Origin of the sequence: Thalassospira marina (assembly GCF_002844375.1) — a bacterium.
In the GTDB taxonomy this organism is placed as follows: domain Bacteria; phylum Pseudomonadota; class Alphaproteobacteria; order Rhodospirillales; family Thalassospiraceae; genus Thalassospira; species Thalassospira marina.
The window spans coordinates 4,360,376-4,375,407 of the sequence record NZ_CP024199.1 but is presented as its reverse complement, the minus strand read 5'-3'; the positions used below and the strand labels follow the sequence as shown (position 1 = coordinate 4,375,407).

The 15,032-nt window shown below is 54.7% G+C and carries 17 protein-coding genes; 5 read left to right on the top strand and 12 right to left on the bottom strand.

Features of this window, described 5'->3' with window-relative positions:
• Positions 1-164: 164 nt before the first annotated feature.
• Together CSC3H3_RS19950 and tsaB are read right to left on the bottom strand one after the other, a co-directional pair.
• Complete coding sequence (locus CSC3H3_RS19950; RefSeq protein ID WP_101285966.1) at positions 165-662, bottom strand: GNAT family N-acetyltransferase; 498 nt, start codon at positions 660-662, stop codon at positions 165-167.
• A gap of 143 nt (positions 663-805) precedes the next feature.
• Positions 806-1,633, bottom strand: a complete 828-nt coding sequence (gene tsaB, locus CSC3H3_RS19945) for a tRNA (adenosine(37)-N6)-threonylcarbamoyltransferase complex dimerization subunit type 1 TsaB (protein ID WP_101265431.1) — start codon at positions 1,631-1,633, stop codon at positions 806-808.
• A 19-nt stretch (positions 1,634-1,652) separates the two neighbouring features.
• On the opposite strand from tsaB, the gene ddpX reads away from it, so the two are divergent.
• Positions 1,653-2,210, top strand: coding sequence for a D-alanyl-D-alanine dipeptidase (gene ddpX / locus CSC3H3_RS19940; RefSeq protein WP_101285965.1), 558 nt, complete (start codon positions 1,653-1,655; stop codon positions 2,208-2,210).
• Positions 2,211-2,373: 163 nt separating this feature from the next.
• Here ddpX and CSC3H3_RS19935 read toward each other — a convergent pair whose 3' ends face one another.
• Positions 2,374-2,976 (bottom strand): TetR/AcrR family transcriptional regulator, encoded by a 603-nt coding sequence (locus CSC3H3_RS19935; RefSeq protein WP_101285964.1) that lies wholly within the window; start codon positions 2,974-2,976, stop codon positions 2,374-2,376.
• Positions 2,977-3,131: 155 nt separating this feature from the next.
• Between CSC3H3_RS19935 and CSC3H3_RS19930 the strand changes: the two genes are divergently transcribed.
• Positions 3,132-3,530 carry a RidA family protein gene (locus CSC3H3_RS19930; protein WP_101285963.1) on the top strand — a complete coding sequence of 133 codons (399 nt, stop codon included), beginning with the start codon at positions 3,132-3,134 and terminating at the stop codon, positions 3,528-3,530.
• Between the two features lie 99 nt (positions 3,531-3,629).
• Here the strand turns inward: CSC3H3_RS19930 and CSC3H3_RS19925 are convergent, their stop codons facing one another.
• Together CSC3H3_RS19925 and CSC3H3_RS19920 are read right to left on the bottom strand one after the other, a co-directional pair.
• Complete coding sequence (locus tag CSC3H3_RS19925) at positions 3,630-4,187, bottom strand: MgtC/SapB family protein (RefSeq protein WP_245881200.1); 558 nt, start codon at positions 4,185-4,187, stop codon at positions 3,630-3,632.
• 274 nt (positions 4,188-4,461) lie between these two features.
• A complete protein-coding gene (locus CSC3H3_RS19920; RefSeq protein WP_245881199.1) occupies positions 4,462-5,400 on the bottom strand; it encodes a LysR substrate-binding domain-containing protein in 939 nt (312 codons plus the stop codon).
• Between the two features lie 78 nt (positions 5,401-5,478).
• Here CSC3H3_RS19920 and CSC3H3_RS19915 point away from each other — a divergent pair, with 78 nt between their 5' ends.
• Positions 5,479-6,198 carry a LysE family translocator gene (locus tag CSC3H3_RS19915; RefSeq protein ID WP_101285962.1) on the top strand — a complete coding sequence of 240 codons (720 nt, stop codon included), beginning with the start codon at positions 5,479-5,481 and terminating at the stop codon, positions 6,196-6,198.
• Positions 6,199-6,262: 64 nt separating this feature from the next.
• On the opposite strand, the gene CSC3H3_RS19910 is transcribed toward CSC3H3_RS19915, so the two are convergent.
• Positions 6,263-6,703, bottom strand: coding sequence for a DsrE/DsrF/DrsH-like family protein (locus tag CSC3H3_RS19910; protein ID WP_101285961.1), 441 nt, complete (start codon positions 6,701-6,703; stop codon positions 6,263-6,265).
• Entirely contained in the window at positions 6,693-7,493 is an 801-nt protein-coding gene (locus CSC3H3_RS19905) for a HesA/MoeB/ThiF family protein (protein WP_101285960.1), read from the bottom strand. The genes CSC3H3_RS19910 and CSC3H3_RS19905 overlap by 11 nt, the downstream gene beginning before the upstream one ends.
• Before the next feature lie 214 nt (positions 7,494-7,707).
• Between CSC3H3_RS19905 and CSC3H3_RS19900 the strand changes: the two genes are divergently transcribed.
• Positions 7,708-8,904: a Fic family protein gene (locus tag CSC3H3_RS19900; protein ID WP_215907532.1), complete on the top strand. Its 1,197-nt coding sequence runs from the start codon at positions 7,708-7,710 to the stop codon at positions 8,902-8,904.
• 71 nt (positions 8,905-8,975) lie between these two features.
• On the opposite strand, the gene cysK is transcribed toward CSC3H3_RS19900, so the two are convergent.
• From cysK to CSC3H3_RS19875, 5 genes are all read right to left on the bottom strand, one after another.
• Complete coding sequence (gene cysK, locus CSC3H3_RS19895) at positions 8,976-9,923, bottom strand: cysteine synthase A (protein WP_101265417.1); 948 nt, start codon at positions 9,921-9,923, stop codon at positions 8,976-8,978.
• Positions 9,924-10,128: 205 nt separating this feature from the next.
• Positions 10,129-10,584 (bottom strand): RrF2 family transcriptional regulator, encoded by a 456-nt coding sequence (locus tag CSC3H3_RS19890; protein WP_101265415.1) that lies wholly within the window; start codon positions 10,582-10,584, stop codon positions 10,129-10,131.
• 80 nt (positions 10,585-10,664) lie between these two features.
• On the bottom strand, positions 10,665-11,117 hold the full coding sequence (dut, locus tag CSC3H3_RS19885) for a dUTP diphosphatase (RefSeq protein WP_101265413.1): 453 nt from the start codon (positions 11,115-11,117) through the stop codon (positions 10,665-10,667).
• Between the two features lie 73 nt (positions 11,118-11,190).
• Positions 11,191-12,411 (bottom strand): bifunctional phosphopantothenoylcysteine decarboxylase/phosphopantothenate--cysteine ligase CoaBC, encoded by a 1,221-nt coding sequence (coaBC, locus tag CSC3H3_RS19880; protein WP_101285959.1) that lies wholly within the window; start codon positions 12,409-12,411, stop codon positions 11,191-11,193.
• A 125-nt stretch (positions 12,412-12,536) separates the two neighbouring features.
• On the bottom strand, positions 12,537-13,832 hold the full coding sequence (locus tag CSC3H3_RS19875; protein WP_245881198.1) for a polysaccharide deacetylase family protein: 1,296 nt from the start codon (positions 13,830-13,832) through the stop codon (positions 12,537-12,539).
• Between the two features lie 481 nt (positions 13,833-14,313).
• Here CSC3H3_RS19875 and CSC3H3_RS19865 point away from each other — a divergent pair, with 481 nt between their 5' ends.
• The gene (locus tag CSC3H3_RS19865; protein ID WP_101285957.1) at positions 14,314-14,895 is read left to right on the top strand and encodes a malonic semialdehyde reductase; all 582 of its coding nucleotides are present in this window, start codon (positions 14,314-14,316) and stop codon (positions 14,893-14,895) included.
• Positions 14,896-15,032 lie beyond the last annotated feature (137 nt).

Below are 15,032 nucleotides of genomic sequence, written 5' to 3'. Positions count from 1 at the left end.
GGTTGAACAGCCCTGAGGCCAGGAAAGCCAACCGCATTTAACGGCCCGAATATTATAACAATTTCAAGGTCAAGACCACACCCTTTATGTGGTTTATTTTCCCAAATATTTCATATGCTTATGAAAATAATTGGGAAAATTCAAATCATCTGGCAACCCCGGGTTCAAACCCGTTCCATAACCAGTGCATCCACCGCCGGGCCATCCTTGCGGTGGTAATAACCGCGCCTGCGGCCAATTTCTCCAAAACCAAGCCCGGTATAAAGGCCAATTGCCGCATCATTGTCGCAGGCGACTTCCAAAAGCAGACGGGCGCTGGCCCGATTTTGCAATTGGGCAAACACGTTTTGCATCAAAAGCCGCCCCACACCATGTCGGCGCGCGTTGCCATCCACAACAATGGTGTTGATTTCAGCTTCATCCAGTACGGTTTGCACCAGAACAAACCCAAGGGGAATGTCACCAGCGGTAATCTCACCATCAAATTCGATGCCAGCGGGCACAAAGGCCAGCAAACCAAACGCGCCGGGCACAGCAAGCAAATCGCAAATGGCGCTTTCGTCCCAGCAATCGTCGAACCCGGTTTGATGCAGGGCTGCCGCCACCCCGGCAAATGCCGGCGTCAGGGTCACAATTTCAATACCGGATGCATCCGTCGTCATCTTTGAATTCCCGAAATCCTGCCACTTCGCGGCTCATCTGCTTCCTGCCCAATAGCAACACGGGCCAGGGCCAAATCACCCCGCGTAATTCCCAATCAGCCTTTATCTGATTGGCTTTCACCAACGGCAATGCCCCTGGGTGATCAGGCATCATCCTGCAATTTGGCAGCTTTTTCCTGGGCCAGTTCATCCATGCGTTTGGCATCGGGCGCACGCAGATAAAGCGGAACAGGGGCAAGGTTTTTGCCCGTCAGCCAGCGTTCGGCGGCAATGCGTGCCACATTACCCGCACGGGGCAGGCCCGGTGCAGTTCCGGCAAAGAATTCACCACCGCTGCTGGTTGCGGGGCCAAGCAGGCGTGCCGCACCATCCCCGACCAGCAGGGTCGGGCCGGGGGGCGGTAACATCAAGGCCTGGCGCGGGCCAACACATTCGGGCGTGCTGATCGGGTTTTTACGCGCATCAAAGGCCTGGGCAAAAATTTCGGTCCTTTTGCTATCAAGAGCGACAAGGATATTGCGGCCCTGGTGGTCACGTTCATCGACGCCATAGGCCACCGCCTCAAGCGAGCTGACACCCACCACCGGAATTTTACGCGCAAGGCCCAAACCCCGTGCCGTTGAAAGGCCAATCCGCATGCCGGTAAAGGCACCGGGGCCAACCGTTACGGCGATGCCGTCAATATCGGCAAATTCAAGCCCGGCTTCACGCAGGCTTTTCATAATGAAAGGCAGCAGCGACTCGGCCTGTCCACGTTCCATTTTTTCAAACAGTTCGCCGCGCACTTCGCCATTTACCAAAACGGCTGTCGCCAGCGATGTGGATGCCGTATCAATTGCCAGCAACGTCGGCCCGGCGGGCTTTTGTCCGTTTGCATCGCTGCCGGTTTGCGCCATGTCGTGATCTGCGCTATGCGATGACTTAATCATCTGTCCGGTCAGCATCTTTTTGATGTAGTCGGTAAACGTCAAGAACAGGGAGCCTCCGCCAATGGCGCTGGTCGAAATTACGCCGCAAGAATATGATGTCGAAATCGACATCGTCTACGCCACCGATCGAAATTTCACCGGGGCACCGATTTATTCGCGGCCAGCATGTTACCTGCATCAGGATGCGGCCGCCTGCCTGAAAAAGGCAAGCCTGATGGCACGACGCCAGGGGGTAAAGCTTTTGCTGCTTGATGCTTTTCGCCCGCAGGAAGCCCAACGCGCCCTGTGGAACCACACCCCGAATGCCGATTTCATCGCCAATCCCGATATCGGATCACCGCATGGCCGCGGTGTCGCCATTGATCTAACGCTGTTAGACGAAAACGGCAAGGAACTGGATATGGGAACCGGCTTTGACGAAATGGATATCAAATCCTATCACGGGGCGGATGGTATCTCAAAAACTGCGGAATCCAACCGTCTGCTGCTGCTTGGCATCATGATCAGTGCTGGTTTTGAATTTTATAATGTCGAATGGTGGCACTACCAGCTTCCCAATGCCCGTACCCGGTATCCGCTATTTTCCGATAGCTCGCTAAACCAGTCCATGATGCGTTAGGTCTGCCAAAACTATAACCCGACCGGCACAATCTTTCGCACCTCTTCACGGCAATAATGCTGGCCTTCCCGCCCTTGCGCGCCGGATCGGCAAAGGGACTGGTTTTTATAAACCGATCAACCCGCCATCCGCGCGCATTACGAAAAACCCGCAATCATCGGGTTCATCTGGTCGCAGGTGTGGCCAGCAAGCCGGTACTCAGCACCCGAAAGGCATCAATCGCCTTGGGCAGAATATCGGCCGGGTTCTCGCTTGCGGCAATCCACAGCGCCGCGTTCAGGGCAGCGCCGGTCAGAAGGCGGGCGGCGGCCTCCGGGTCCACCGGCTTTAAAAAGGCCGAGGCCACCAGTTTTTCAACCAGTTCGCGCGTTGCCATCAGGCACTGGTTCTGGCTGGGCCATTGTGACGGGTCCCCCAAAAAGGCCGGCCCATCAAGCAGCACGATGCGTTGCACTTCGGGTTCCAGCGCCATTTCAATATAGGCTTCGCCTTCCGCCAAAAGGCCTTCCCACGGGTCATCCTTTTGCGCGCCGATGGCTTGTGCACGCGCTGCCATTTCACCATCAATCTGGTTGACCACGGCGGCCAGCAGGCCGCGTTTATCGCCAAAATTATGATAAAGCGCGCCGCGCGTCAGCCCGGCCGCAGCCGTCAGATCATCCATCGAGGCCGCAGCAAACCCCTTCTCGGCAAAGGCCTTGCGGGCAGCATTGATCAGCTTTTCGCGGTTTTCCGCCATGGTTTCTGCGCGCTTTTTGGCGGCCATTGCTTAGCTCCATTCACATACGAGGCGTATATTAATTTGACATGCGCTTCGTATTTCGATTATTTAACATACACACCGTATGTCAAAACAGCCCGGATGACAAATGCGGTGTCGTCAGCCGGGCTGTTCTTTAAATGATGAAGGACTTTATAATCATGACCCAACGCGAAGCAATTATTCCCGCAGGCCGCGACGCCCTGTATGAAAAACATGGCTATTCCGCTGCCATTCGCTCTGGCGACCTTCTGTTTGTGTCCGGCCAGGTTGGCAGCCTTGAAGATGGCGAACCGGAACCGGATTTCAAAAAACAGGTCCAACTGGCCTTTAAACGGCTGGAAACAACCCTGGCCACTGCCGGGGCGACATTTGATGATCTGGTTGATGTCACTACCTTCCATACCGACCCGCAAAACCAGTTCGAGACGATTATGGAAGTGAAAAACAGCATTTTCAGCAAAAAGCCCTATCCCAACTGGACGGCTGTTGGCGTGACCTGGCTTGCCGGGTTTGACTTTGAAATCAAGGTTATCGCCCGTCTGCCCAACGCAGCCTGATTGCTGCCATGACAAAACAGGCCGGAACGCATGCTTGGCATATACGTTCCGGCCATTTCATTCATATACCCACGGCAAGAAACGTTTCGCCATCAGCGGCTAGTCGTCTTCCCGCACGGATTGGACATCCCCGCCAAAAAGACGCACCAGAAAAAGCTCCACCGGCTTTAAAACAATCAGGACAAAAAAGGTCAGCACGCTGGCAACCAGCACGATATGCCATGCCGCCAGCGCACAGGCGATGCCAAGGGCAGCCGTAATCCAGACGGTGGCTGCCGTTGTCAGGCCCGAAACCGTCATTTCCTTGGGCTGGCGCATAATCACACCTGCACCAATAAAACCGATCCCGGTTAAAACACCCTGCAAAATCCCCTGTACCACCCGTGACAGGGCATCGGGATGATCAATCAGATCTTGGAAATGCACGGCAACAACCGACACAACCGCCGCCCCCAGCGACACCAAAGCAAGGGTGCGCATGCCAGTCGGTTTGTCATTGATATCGCGGTTCAGGCCAATCAGCATGCCAATCACGGTGGCCGCCACCAGCCGCAAAATCAGATCGATCATGCCAATATCAAAATATTGGCGCGCTGTTGCAAAGTAAGGCAGATCAAACATGCTTTCCGGTTTCCCCATCGACGGACCCGAAATCATAAACGCTGCCTGTTTCCAAAATGTTCCGCCCCCGGACAAGGGGGCATATCCGCGCTTTCCACCCGGATCAAATACTCCAGCCCCATTAACCGCACCAAATTACGCGGTTTCTGCCCTCTATCCCCCAGCCAATGCGCCCCAAGCACCGATCAGGCACCAAAAACGGTCTATACCTCTGGCAGGGATTGAACAAAACGGGATCAAACAGCCCAATCACCGCCCCCATAAACCATTCAACATCACACCGTTTAAAAACACCGCGATTCCCCGAACCTCACTTGGCAGCTGGCAGCGGAAACAGGTGGTTTGCCATTTCCGCCGTTTCGTGCGACTGCGCAGCAAGCCAGGTGGCAAAGCGGGCAATACGGCCATCCTTTTTCAGCGAATCCAGGGTCAGCATCACATAATCATTCCCGGTTGGTGCCATGCCCATCGGCGCGCACAGCCGCCCCGCCGCCAGATCATCAATCACCAGCGGCAGCGAACCAATGGCCGTGCCCAGCCGGTTCACCGCAGCCTGCAGGGCAAAAAAGAAATGATCGAAATATTGTTCGCTGGCCGGGCGACCATCAAATCCACTGGCTTTTTTCCAGATATCCCAGGCTTCGGGGCGGGTGCGGCTGTGAAGCCAGCGGGCATTGGTCAAATCACGGGCCAAAATGGTTTGCCAGCAATCCGGGTCACAGACCGGACCGGCCAATTCCGACCAAAGCGGGGTGACAACATAATCATCCGGCACGCCAAAATCCTGGCGGCGAATGGCAATGTCATATCCCGATGCCAGCAAATCCACCGGGCCGCCCGCCATATGCATTTCAACATTCAGATCGGGGTTATCCTCGCGAAATCGGCCCAGACGCGGCATCAACCAGCGCATGGCAAGGCTGGGTTCACACGACACCGACAGGATCGGCGAATGCACATCATGCCGGTGGATTTCCTCTACCGTGCGATCAAGCGCGCTTAACATTTCACTGGCTGTCAGCAACAAGCGCTGCCCCGCACGCGTCAGGTAAACCCGGCGGTTTCGCCGCACAAACAGGTCAACACCCAATCGATCCTCGATCTGCGCCACCGCCCGGCTGATGGCACCATGGGTCAGGTTCAATTCCTCGGCTGCGCGCGAAAAGCTTTGATGGCGTGCTGCGGCCTCAAAGGCGGGCAGGGATGCCAACGGCAAAAACCCGCGTTTTATGTGAATATTATTCACCATAAATCCCACTTAATTTCGATTTTCCGGCAGATATTTCACCACAATAATGGATTTTCTCACAGTTCAAGGAAAATCAAAATGCCCGATAGTGTCTCTGTCGAAATCCTCGCTGTCGCCGTGATCACTGTTCTTGCGGTCATCAGCCCCGGCCCGGATTTTGCGATGGTCACCCGCATTGCCCTGTCACGCGGGCGCAAGGCGGGGGTTTTATGTGCTATTGGCATTGGCACCGGCATTTCGGTGCATGTGACTTACACCATGATCGGCCTTGGCGTTATTTTCGCCAATAATGTCTGGGTGCTAAATACCATCCGCATTCTTGGGGCCAGCTATCTGATCTGGCTGGGCATCAGCGCCTTTCTGCCCGATCTGGCAAAAATCCTCAAACGCCGCAATCGCCCGGCGCTTGCACAGGTAAATGCCGATCATTCCGGCCTTCAGGGCAGCACGCCGCATGCAACGCCCGAAAACGGCAATACCAGCCCAAAGGCAGCAGCACAAAAGGGCCTGTCATCGGCTTTTTGGGGCGGTTTTGCCTGCAATGCCCTAAACCCCAAGGCCATGCTGTTTATCGTGTCCCTGTTTAGCCAGGTTATTTCCAGCGACAGCAGCGCGATGCTGCAAATCGGTTATGGGGTATTTATCGCGCTTTGCCACATGCTGTGGTTTGCGATCGTTGCCCTGGCCTTAACCCTGCCGGCAATTCAGGCACGCATTGAACGGGTAAAGGGCTGGATCGAACGCGGGGTTGGGGTTTGCCTGGCCGGGCTGGGCATTAAAATCCTGGCGAGCAACTAACCGGCACGGCAAAACACGGCCGCTGTCCGCCCAAGGCTCCTGCCAGTTCAGGTCAAACAGACCGTCAGATAAACAGCATTTCACCGCCCTGGCGGGCATCATTTAAAAATGTCACCACGCCACCCACCTCGATCGTCAGATCATCACGACGTTTTTCATTTTCAAGGCCTAGGGCGCGCAGGCCCATTTCGCACACCATAAATTTGCCACCCAGTTCCCCACAGGCCGAAAGCAGCTCTTCAAACGTGGCAACACCGCGTTCGGCATAGCCAAAATCAAGGCTGGTGGCGGTGGCCCCATGCGCGTCCGGGCGTAAATGCCGCCAGCCAGACGGGGCCAGCAGGGTGCGGCTGGCTTCCATGGTGAAAAACAGGGTCACATCGCGCCCGGTTGCCAGGGCAGCACTTGCCATTACCAAAGCGTAATGAACTTTTTCAAAGCTGCCGGAAAACACCACCAGCGACAATTTCGCAACAGATGCTGTGGGGCTGATATCAGTGCTCATGGCAGCTTAAATCCTTGATTGTTGCTTTTTCAGAACAAAGTGGGCAACCGGGATCGCGCGGGACGCGAATTTTACGAAAGCTTGCCGCCAGGGCATCCACAATCACCAACTGGCCACTCAGGCTATCGCCTATGCCCATCAGTTCCTTCAAAACCTCAGTCGCCTGCAAACCGCCAATCGTGCCCACAACTGCGCCCAAAACACCGCCCTGCGAACAGGACGGAATGGCATCGGGCGGGGGCGGAGCATGATAAATGCAACGATAACACGGATGGGGGGCGCCCAGATGGGCCTTAAATGTTGAAACCTGCCCGTCAAAGCGCAATGCCGCCCCGCTGACCAGGGTTTTACCGGCAAAATAGCAGGCATCATTAAGCAAAAACCGCGTCTCGAAATTATCCGAGCCATCGGCAATCACGTCATATTGCGAAATCAGATCGACAACATTTTGCGCATTCAACCGCATCTGATGGGTCTGAACCGTAACTTCGGGATTCATATTGACCATGGTCTGGCGTGCGCTTTCGACCTTGGGCGTGCCAAGGTCATCCATACCATGGGCGATCTGGCGCTGCAGGTTGGAAAGTTCGACAATATCGTCATCGACAATGCCAATGGTGCCAACTCCGGCCGCCGCCAGATACATCGCCAGCGGCGACCCCAGCCCGCCAGCCCCCACCACCAGCACCCTGCCGGTTTTAAGCTTCATCTGACCGGTGCCGCCCACATCCTTCAAAACGATATGGCGGGCATAACGCTGTATTTCGCTGTCACTGAAGTCAAAATCCATTTTTGGGCCTCTCAGGTTACTTACCAAGAGATAGGATGCGAGGCCCTATCGCTCAATCACAAAATTGCAAAACAAATGTATTTATAAAATATCTGCCAACCGGACATTTAGCCGGACATAATGACGGACATGTCAATAACTGTTAACCACATCAATCCATTGTGATATAAAGAAAAATCATGATTTTTTACCGGTCATAAAAGCGGACATTCACATGGCAGAAGATCGAGGTGAAGTTGTTGGTTTAATGGAACCAATGCTTGTTTCCGAAAGTGCAAGACGCCGGGAAGACCTGATTGATCTCGCGATGGAACTCACCGCAGAATCAGCAGCCTTCAAAAGCAGCCTGCCACAAAACATTGTGTCATCACTGGCCAATCTGGTGCGATCAATGAACTGCTATTACAGCAACCTGATCGAAGGTCACAACACCCACCCTGTTGATATTGAACGTGCGTTGCAAGACGATTACAGCACTGATGCCCGTAAGCGGGACTTACAGCTCGAAGCAAAAGCGCATATCACGGTACAAAAATGGATTGATGATGGAGGCCTTTCGGGGCGCACCTCCAGCGCTGAAGGCTTAATCGAAACACATAAACGATTTTGCGAATTACTGCCTGCTGACCTGCTTTCAACAACTGATCCACAAACCGGGGAAACAGTATCTGTGGTCCCTGGTGCTTTTCGTGATCGGGATGTGCAGGTTGGACGACATATTCCCGTTAGTTCCGGTGCAATTCCACGTTTTCTGGAGCGTTTTTCCAGCGCTTATAGTCACTTAAATCGCACAAACAGAGTCCTCGCCTCAGCAGCAGCCCATCATCGCCTTTTATGGATTCACCCATTTCTCGACGGCAATGGTCGTGTCACGAGATTGATGACCCATGCCATGTTGCTTGAAAACCTTGATACGGGGGCAATATGGTCGGTGGCGCGCGGTCTTGCCCGACAGGAAGCGGAATATAAACGGCACCTGGCCAATTGCGACAAGATACGACAGGGTGATCTTGATGGTCGTGGTCACTTAAGTCAGAACGCATTGATCAATTTTACCGAATTCTTCCTGCAAACAGCCATTGACCAGGTAAAATTTATGCGCGCACTAGTCGAACCTAACCGGCTGCGGGAACGAATTTTATCATGGGCCCGTGCAGAAATAGCCGCAAATGCACTCCCGACAAAATCTGATATCATCCTGGATGCAATTTTATATCGCGGGGAGTTACCGCGCAGCGATATTCCCGGCCTACTTGATGTTGTCGAGCGTCAGGCACGGCGCGTTACCTCGGTCTTGCAACAGCAAAATGTGCTGACCAGCGAAAGCCCAAAAGCACCATTTCGCCTTGCATTCCCGGCAACCCTTGCCGGAAAGTGGATGCCAGGCCTGTTTCCCGAACAACCACAATAGAACGAAAAAGGCCCGGAAACTCTCAAGTCTCCGGGCCTTCTCTCAGTTAATTATATAAGCCAGAAAATGGCTTAAAGACCTTCAAACAGCGGGGTCGAGAGATAACGTTCCGCGAAGGACGGAATGATCACGACGATACGCTTGCCTTCATTTTCCGGCATCTGGCCCAGTTCGATGGCCGCTGCAACCGCCGCACCCGACGAAATGCCCGTCGGCAGGCCTTCAAGCGAGGCCAGCTTGCGTGCGGTCGAAAACGCGGTTTCGTTGCCAATCGTCATGACCTTGTCGATCAGTTTGGTATCAAGGTTGCCGGGGATGAAACCCGCGCCAATGCCCTGGATTTTGTGCGGACCAGGCGCACCACCGGAAATAACCGGGCTGTCTTCGGGTTCAACAGCAATGATCTGCACACCAGGATTCTGTTCCTTCAGCACACTGGCAACACCGCTCAGCGTACCGCCCGTACCAACACCGGCAACAAAGATATCAACCTTGCCGCCGGTATCCTTCAGGATTTCCTGTGCGGTGGTATTGCGGTGAATTTCCGGGTTGGCGGGGTTGTCAAACTGCTGGAGCATGATTGCCCCTTCAATTTCCTGGGTCAGTTCTTCGGCGCGGGCAACTGCACCCTTCATGCCCTTGGCAGCCGGGGTCAGGTCAATTTCCGCACCCAGAAGCATCAGCATCTTGCGACGTTCAAGCGACATGCTTTCAGGCATGGTCAGGATCAGCTTGTAACCCTTGGCAGCAGCAACAAATGCCAGCGCAATACCGGTATTGCCCGAGGTCGGTTCGACCAGGGTCGCACCCGGTTTAATGCGGCCTTCTTTTTCGGCTGCCTCGATCATGGCCAGACCAATGCGATCCTTGACCGAAGCCAGCGGATTGAAAAATTCCAGCTTGCCCAGAATCTCTGCCTTGGCACCTTCGGCATCCGCGATACGCGAAAGGCGAACCAGCGGCGTGGCACCGACGGTATCGATGATGCTGTCATAAATCTTGCCGCGAAATTCAGTCATGATTTCCTCGCATTTTTGTGTGCATTACAAATCAACACATATTGTATTTGTATTTATCCCGAGTTTACCCCAAGTCAAAGGGGCGACAAGGAATATTTACGTTTTTTCGCTGCCGGCACGCAATTTCGCAAATGTGCAATCAAACCGATTTGCGAAACTTTCCTGTGGTTTGAATATATCACACAGCACCGGTCAGCCGGAAAAATCAGATGATAAAGTCCGGTGATTCTTCGATGCCGCTGCGTAATCCGGCATCGCGTGCACGGTTACACAGATCTTCGACCGTAATATGTTCAAGCTGCTTCATCATGGTTTCCTGAAGCTCGCGCCACAGCGGTCGCACCACTTCCTTGCCCAGCGGGGATCCAGCCGGATCCTCAATCGGGTCATCCGACGTTTCCATCGACCGGATCACGGAAACAATATCGGCCAGGGTAATGCGGCGGCGTTCACGCGCCAGACGATAGCCCCCGCGCGGCCCGCGCACGCCGGTCAGGATATCGGCGCGCACCAGTTGCTGCAGGGTCTGCTCCAGATAGCGTTTGGGAATCCCCTGCCGTGCGGTGATATCACGGCTCTGAACCGGTTCACCTGCGGCGTTATAGGCAATGTCCACCACAGCCTCGATGGCAAACAGCATTTTCTTTGAAAGTTTAAGCATCGTCTCTCGTTTGCTCCCCTCGATTATGCCTGTCATCGCAGCCCCGATATCTGCGCTGAACATCCATTCGGGTTGTCGGGTCAGGCAACGCCAGTTGACCCGAAACCGCCTTCACCGCGCTGCGTGGCATCAAGCTCTGCCACCACGTTCCAACCCACCTGGGTCACCGGTGCAATCACCATTTGCGCAATGCGCATTCCGCGTTCGATGCGGAAGGGTTCATCGCCCAGATTAACCAGAATCACCTTGATCTCGCCGCGGTAATCCGCATCGATGGTGCCCGGGCTGTTTAACACCGTGACACCGTTTTTTGCTGCCAGCCCCGAACGCGGGCGAACCTGGGCCTCAAACCCGGCGGGCAGGGCAATGGCGATACCGGTTTCGATCATGGCGCGTTTGCCCGGTGCAATCACCACTTCCGCGCCAATGGCCGCAACCAGGTCAACCGCAGCCGCCTGTGCCGTCGCATAAGCCGGCAGGGGCAAATCACGGCCATGGTCCAAAACCTTCAAATCAACAGACAGCGTCGTCATTCATAAATCCTGTTTCGTCTTGTATTTTCCGGGCACCACATACAGCAGCACCGCGTCATATTCCGGGTTCTATTTACGTATCAAAATGCCGTGCAATACGGGCGACAAGGGTTCTTGCCACCGCAACCTTGCTTTGGCGCGGCCAAACTTCGTCGCCTGTTGTGTCATTACCGGCAATCAGATGAATTTCATTGTCTTCGCCGCCAAAGGTGCCGGTATCAGGCGCAACATTGTTGGCCAAAATCCAGTCACACCCTTTGCGCGCCCGTTTGGCACGCGCATGTTCAACAACATTTTCGGTTTCGGCGGCAAACCCCACCACCAGCGCCGGGCGTGTCGGGCTGCTTTGGCTGATGGTGGCAAGAATATCGGGATTTTCGGCAAATTGCAGAACCGGCAATGCCCCATCACCGGTTTTCTTTATCTTCTGTCCGGCCTGGTCCTTAACGCGCCAATCGGCCACAGCAGCGGCAAAAATTGCAATATCGGCCGGCATTTGCGCCTGCACCGATGCCAGCATGTCGCGCGCGGTTTCCACCCGAACCACATTGACACCAACAGGGTCGGGCAGGTTTACCGGGCCGGAAACCAGCGTCACATCGGCACCGGCACGCGCCAGCTCGGCGGCAATGGCATGGCCCTGCTTGCCTGATGACCGGTTGGCAATATAGCGCACCGGGTCAATCGGTTCGTGCGTCGGGCCGCTGGTTACAACGGCCTTTTTTCCAGCCAATGGTTTTGGCCCGTCCTGGCGGGCGAAAAAATCCTGCACGGCAGCAATAATTTCGGCAGGTTCGGCCAGCCGCCCGGTACCGGTTTCCCCACAGGCCAGATCACCGCCCGCCGGGCCAATGCGCAAAATGCCACGGCTTTCCAGCGTCGCAATATTGGCCTGGGTGGCGGGGTTGTTCCACATTTCAACATTCATGGTCGGTGCAACCAGAACCGGCTTGTTGGTTGCCAGAAGGGCGGTTGTCGCCAGATCATTGGCCATGCCCGCCGCCATTTTTGCCAGAATATCGGCACTGGCAGGCGCAACCAGCACCAAATCCGCCTCGCGGGACAGGCGGATATGGCCCATCTCGGATTCATCGGTCAGGGAAAAAAGGTCCTGGTAAACTTTGTTCTCGGTTAACGCCGCCACCGACAATGGCGTGACAAATTCGGCGCCACCCTTGGTCAGGATGGCACGGATCGATGCCCCCTGGTCGCGCAAACGACGGATGACTTCCAACACCTTATAGGCAGCAATCCCGCCCGAGATGATTAAAAGGATGTTTTTTCCTGTTAGCACTGTGGATGGCCATTATTTACGTTATCGAAGTGTGGATAACCTAGCGCGTTGCGGTTCAACACGCAATAGCCGTTATTCATCAGGAAAAAACGAAAATGATGCGTAAATAAGGGAATTCCCCGGTTTTAACCGGGGTTTTTGATCCCTTCGGGGACGGTATAAAGCATCCCCAGCCAGCGCCAGCGGCCATCCGGTCCACCCGCAGTGCAGTTGATGCGCCAGCGACCCGGCGAGACCGGCCCATCAAGGCGGACTTCCACACGTTCTTCGCCAAGGCGGCTCATGGTGGCGGTGCCATCGGACGGATAACATTTCACATCCTTGGCCGGCTGCTGCAAGGTAAAACCGAAGGCAGGCGGATTACGGGTCAGGGTATAATCCGCCGGTGTCAGGTCGGAAACATCAAGCGGCAGTGAATTTGCCGCCAGTTCAAACCGGTCGAGCGACCCGTAATGTTCATTCAGGGCAAAACGCGGCAGATAAAACCGGTCGGCCGTTTTATCAAACCCGCCGCTTTGCTGGCCAAAGGCAGCCTTATAACCGGCATCGCGCACGGCCTGCTGCACCTCACTGCTGGCTTCACCATAGGGGTATGCAAACAGTTCGGGCACAAAACCCAGTTCCTGTTTGAAACGCTGTGCCGATTTTTCCAGTTCGGCTTTGGCCTCTGCCGCCGAAATGGCCGAAAGATGGGCGTGGCTGTTGCTATGCCCTCCTACGGTAACACCCTGCTTGACCAGATCGCGCAGCATATCCCAGGTCATGTAGCTGTCATAACCGGCATCAAGCTGGCTGGTTGAGACAAAAACCGTAACCGGCATTCCCGCCTTTTTAAACATCGGCCAGGCAACCGAATAAAAGGTGCGATAGGCATCATCTACGGTAATGCCAATGGCCCGGTCGGGAAGGGGGCTGCCATTGGCGATGGCGGCAACGATCTTGCCCACATCCATCACATGGTATTTCGATTTGCCAAGTTCGGCGATATGGGCTGAAAGCTGATCCACCCGTGTATTGGTTGACGGATATTCACCTTCGTCAAAACGGTGATACATAAATACCACCGCCGATGAGCCGGCATCCTGTTTCGCCGTCACACCCGATTCCGCTGCTGCCGGAGAAGTGGCCGCCGGGCTGGTCGACGGTGACGGCGCACCGGATGTGGTTTTCGGTGCGGAAGACCCTTCAGCCGGTGCAGAAGGTACCGCCTTTTGGGCGGTGGCTTCATTTGATCCCGCAGCCTTCTGTGGCGCGGCATCGCCGGTAATTTCCATATTCTGCGCGTTTTGCGCCTGTGCCGGGGCCGCCAGGGTAAAGGCCAATGCCGTCGCTGCCATCAAAAGCGCGCCACGCACCATATGCCGTTTAGGATTTGGCTGTGCCCACAGGCCGGAACGGGAATTGTTTTTATCGATCTGCATTTATTTATCCATGCCATTCAATGATCTGTGCATCGGTCCGGGCGACATAAAACATCGCCATTGTCGCGATATTGTGGCAATGCGTGACGACATATTGGCCAATTTTACGCTGCATTTCATATATTTGCGGCCCAAAACCGGCCTAATCACATCGCAAAACCGGCAAAACACCACCTGATCGGCCAGATATCGCCGGGCAAACTGCCTTACCACGGGCATCATAACGCATAATACCCGGGATTGATCCCATACCCGGCCCATCGCCATCCCCATCACGATTACCAGTGCAAAGAAAGCAATGCCAACCGTTGCCGTGATAACGCCGTTGAAGTTTGGCGCCGACAGGGGCGCAACATCAGAATGGCGATCCATCAAAATGACTTGCGCCAAGTCGGGCCTTCTCATTGCCATGTTATTTGCCTAGGCTGCTGGCAATAGGGTGCAGACCCTAAACCCTGAACAATCCAGAAAGTTTTTCAAAATGATTGATCAAAAAGCCCTCGATATCCTGTTTAACGATGCCCGCACCCATAATGGCTGGCAGGATAAAAAGGTCGACCGCGCCCTGTTGCAACAGGCATGGGACCTGGCCGTGATGGGCCCGACCAGCGCCAATTGCGAACCGATGCGCGTGATTTTTGTCGAAAGCAAAGACGCCAAAGCCCGCCTTGAACCGCTCATGGCCGAAGGCAACCGCGCCAAAACCATGGAAGCCCCGGTAACCGCCATTATCGGCCAGGACATGGAATTTTACGAAAAACTGCCGCAGCTTTTCCCCCATGCCGATGCCCGTTCCTGGTTTGCTGGCAATGACGAGCTGATCAAGGCAACCGCCTTTCGCAATGCCAGCCTGCAGGGCGCCTATCTGATTTTAGCCCTGCGCAGCCTTGGCCTAGATTGCGGGCCGATGTCGGGCTTTGATGCTGAGGGTGTTGATCGCGAATTTTTCGCTGGCACGGCTGTTAAAACCAATTTCATGGTCAATATCGGCTATGGCGATGCCGCCAAACTGTTTGCCCGCAGCCCGCGCCTGGCATTTGATGAAGGTGCAAGCATCCTTTAAGGCCAATCGTATAAATTACAGTGCGACTCCGTCAAATGCCGCTCCGTTTTTGCACGAGGCGGCATTTTTCATATGAAAAAGCCGATAGTTTTCAATGAATTGAAAACTGTCATCTAAAGTTGATTTGATATTCGCTC

Coding starts and splice junctions, on each gene's coding strand:
- CSC3H3_RS19950 (WP_101285966.1), bottom strand. CDS start 662: ATGACGACGGATGCATCCGGTATTGAAATTGTGACCCTGACGCCGGCA.
- ddpX (WP_101285965.1), top strand. CDS start 1,653: ATGGCGCTGGTCGAAATTACGCCGCAAGAATATGATGTCGAAATCGAC.
- CSC3H3_RS19935 (WP_101285964.1), bottom strand. CDS start 2,976: ATGGCCGCCAAAAAGCGCGCAGAAACCATGGCGGAAAACCGCGAAAAG.
- CSC3H3_RS19930 (WP_101285963.1), top strand. CDS start 3,132: ATGACCCAACGCGAAGCAATTATTCCCGCAGGCCGCGACGCCCTGTAT.
- CSC3H3_RS19925 (WP_245881200.1), bottom strand. CDS start 4,187: ATGATTTCGGGTCCGTCGATGGGGAAACCGGAAAGCATGTTTGATCTG.
- CSC3H3_RS19920 (WP_245881199.1), bottom strand. CDS start 5,400: ATGGTGAATAATATTCACATAAAACGCGGGTTTTTGCCGTTGGCATCC.
- CSC3H3_RS19915 (WP_101285962.1), top strand. CDS start 5,479: ATGCCCGATAGTGTCTCTGTCGAAATCCTCGCTGTCGCCGTGATCACT.
- CSC3H3_RS19910 (WP_101285961.1), bottom strand. CDS start 6,703: ATGAGCACTGATATCAGCCCCACAGCATCTGTTGCGAAATTGTCGCTG.
- CSC3H3_RS19905 (WP_101285960.1), bottom strand. CDS start 7,493: ATGGATTTTGACTTCAGTGACAGCGAAATACAGCGTTATGCCCGCCAT.
- CSC3H3_RS19900 (WP_215907532.1), top strand. CDS start 7,708: ATGGCAGAAGATCGAGGTGAAGTTGTTGGTTTAATGGAACCAATGCTT.
- cysK (WP_101265417.1), bottom strand. CDS start 9,923: ATGACTGAATTTCGCGGCAAGATTTATGACAGCATCATCGATACCGTC.
- CSC3H3_RS19890 (WP_101265415.1), bottom strand. CDS start 10,584: ATGCTTAAACTTTCAAAGAAAATGCTGTTTGCCATCGAGGCTGTGGTG.
- dut (WP_101265413.1), bottom strand. CDS start 11,117: ATGACGACGCTGTCTGTTGATTTGAAGGTTTTGGACCATGGCCGTGAT.
- CSC3H3_RS19875 (WP_245881198.1), bottom strand. CDS start 13,832: ATGCAGATCGATAAAAACAATTCCCGTTCCGGCCTGTGGGCACAGCCA.
- CSC3H3_RS19865 (WP_101285957.1), top strand. CDS start 14,314: ATGATTGATCAAAAAGCCCTCGATATCCTGTTTAACGATGCCCGCACC.